We start from the raw sequence: 1,625 nt of genomic DNA, 5'->3' as shown, positions 1-1,625 counted from the left end.
GGGGGAGGCAGCGGTGAAGGCTGTTCGCAGCACCGTCGGTGGGGTGCGGGTGGTCGACGTGCCGGCACCGGCGGGCGACGGTGTGCGGCTGCGGGTCACGTCGGCGGGCGTCTGCGGTAGCGACCTGCACATGATCAGACAAGGTCCACGGTCGGTTACTCTTGGTCATGAGTTCGCGGGCCTCCTTGACGACGGCACGGCGGTCGCGATCTCCCCGGTCGTGGAGTGCGGTCGCTGCGCCAGCTGCCAGGGCGGGCAGACGCATCTGTGCCAGCACGCGATCAGCCGGATGTATGGCGTGTCGCGCGACGGTGGCATGGCCGACGAGGTGGTCGTGGACCCGGCGTCGCTCGTGCCTTTGCCTGCCGGCGTGGATCTCCGCACCGCTGCGCTGGTGGAACCGATCGCGGTCGTCGTCCACGGCCTGCACCGCGCCCCGATCGCCGCCGGGCAGCGGCTGCTGGTCGTCGGCGGTGGCACCATCGGGCTGGTGACTGTCGCCGTCGCCCGGGCGTGGGGCGTCGAGGTGGACCTGCTCGCGCGCCACGCCTCGCAGATCCAGGCCGGGGAGGCGCTGGGCGCGGGTAGCCCGCCCTCCGGGGACCGGAGCAGGCGTTACGACGTCGTCGTCGACGCGGCTGGCACCCAGAGTTCTTTGGACACGGCGGTGGCACGGGCCCTGCGCGGCGGCATGGTCTTGGCGCTGGGCACCTACTGGTCGCCAGTGCAGATCGACGGCACCTTGGCGGCCAAGGAAGTGACCGTGATCCCTGCCATACTCTACGGGTATCACCAGGGACGGCGGGAATTCGACGAGGCCGCTCAGCTGCTCGCACAGTCACCACAGCTGCCCGACAGGCTCGTCACCCACCGATTTCCGCTGCAGGACGCCGCCGAGGCATTCCGCGTCGCGGCCGACCGCGAAAGTGGAGCGATAAAGGTCCAGCTCGGGGACGGCTGATTCTCGCGCAGATCGCCGACCCCCTCTCTGCCAAGCTTGGTTGAGAGGGAAGGACAGGCATTACGCACTGAGACCACCATCAACAACACCAGGGATTTCCAGATCGGGAAACGGCTGACCAACCTGCCGGCACTCCGACAGATCGGCACCACTGGAGGGTTCCCGCTTTCGTGGACAGTCCTTATTATGCTGCGCGATCACCTTTCTTGTCAAATTCATCCTCGAACTCGACAGGGGTGAGGTAGCCGATCGTGGAATGGATCCGCAACCGGTTGTAGTACACCTCGATGTACTCGAAGACCCCGGTTCTGAGGCGTTCGACGGTGTCGAAAGGGTGGAGGTGGATGAACTCTTTCTTCAGGGTCGCCCAGAACGATTCAGCGACAACATGATGCTCGCAGTCGAAACAGATTCCGGTGCGGCCGACCGAGTTCCGCACGTTGTTGATCTTGCAGAAGTCGACGAATTCCTTGCTGGTGTACTAAGAAGAACGAAAGTATCTGGACGCGATAGTCATTGTCGTGATTTAATCGTTGCATGCGGAAAGGCGATGGCCGGAACCTTGACCACGGCACACTGGAAACAATCAGGATTCGCGTGGCGCGCCAGATTGTTGACGAGGGGGCGGACGCCGATGAAATGGCGGAGATGCTGGGCTTCAGTC

The 1,625-nt window shown here is 64.5% G+C and carries 2 protein-coding genes; one reads left to right on the top strand and one right to left on the bottom strand.

Annotated features, from left to right (window positions below; genetic code table 11):
- The coding region (locus U9983_RS27585) for a zinc-dependent alcohol dehydrogenase (protein WP_322756809.1) at positions 1-961 on the top strand (961 nt) is incomplete at its 5' end.
- A 184-nt stretch (positions 962-1,145) separates the two neighbouring features.
- Here U9983_RS27585 and U9983_RS27580 read toward each other — a convergent pair.
- Positions 1,146-1,400 carry an IS3 family transposase gene (locus U9983_RS27580; RefSeq protein ID WP_416211578.1) on the bottom strand — a complete coding sequence of 85 codons (255 nt, stop codon included), beginning with the start codon at positions 1,398-1,400 and terminating at the stop codon, positions 1,146-1,148.
- Between the last annotated feature and the right edge of the window lie 225 nt (positions 1,401-1,625).

This window comes from Protofrankia sp. Cas3, assembly GCF_963555955.1.
GTDB lineage: Bacteria > Actinomycetota > Actinomycetes > Frankiales > Frankiaceae > Protofrankia.
The sequence above is the reverse complement of the archived record's forward strand: the minus strand, read 5'-3'. Positions and strand labels throughout refer to the sequence as shown.